Genomic DNA, 777 nt, shown 5'->3' on the forward strand with positions numbered 1-777 from the left:
AGCACAACGGTGGAATAATTTGGCGGGGCTTTTTGCGTTTCTTTGCAAAAACCGCGACATATTATGGAATCCGTTGGTTCTTTTGGTTATGTGTTTAAGCACGGTACACAATCTTATGCACTGCGCTCTGAATTTTGTTGATTTGGTTAGTTTGCTCTTCAGTTAAAGCAGAACCAAATTCACACCTTGCATTGTTTATAGATTCTAATAATTGAGCCCAACCATCGGTAAGACCATTCAATGAAGACAAACCGTCAGCTATTTGATTACTTGCATGTTCGTTACCAGTCGAAACTAAACTAGCTTGCAACCCTTCAATTGCATCGAATAAATCTGTGTTTGATTGGAATTCCATATTCTCTCTATGACACATAACGCCAAGCTAAACGGAGAGGTGAACTGGCGGGCTTTTTGGTACAAAAAGCGTGACAGTTTGCCGAGTCCGTTTGAGCGCTTGGTTATGTGTTTTTAGTTTTAAGCTTCGTAAGAACATACTTATAAATTACCGTAATTGATAGAAGCCATACTAACGCTTTGATTAAAACAATCATTGAAAACCATATAGGTCTGCTATGAAATGAAATTAAATCAGTTGTTCTCAAATTGAGTATTTCTAAATCTGTTGCCACGCCAACGAATTGATGGCCAAGCCAAAAGAACAAAAATATTGATATTAAGAACCATAGTAAACTGTTCGAAATACCCAATTCTTTAAATTGCATATTTACCCTTAATACACATAACGCCCGCCTCAGCGCGCAAAGTTTTATTGGCGGC

The 777-nt window shown here is 38.0% G+C and carries 1 protein-coding gene; it reads right to left on the reverse strand.

Annotation, left to right across the window (positions count from 1 at the left end; all coding sequences use genetic code 11):
- Positions 1–94: 94 nt before the first annotated feature.
- Complete coding sequence (locus A3729_RS13665; protein WP_068510940.1) at positions 95–355, reverse strand: hypothetical protein; 261 nt, start codon at positions 353–355, stop codon at positions 95–97.
- Positions 356–777: the final 422 nt, after the last annotated feature.

The organism is Oleiphilus sp. HI0043, assembly GCF_001634935.1.

Coding starts and splice junctions, on each gene's coding strand:
- A3729_RS13665 (WP_068510940.1), bottom strand. CDS start 355: ATGGAATTCCAATCAAACACAGATTTATTCGATGCAATTGAAGGGTTG.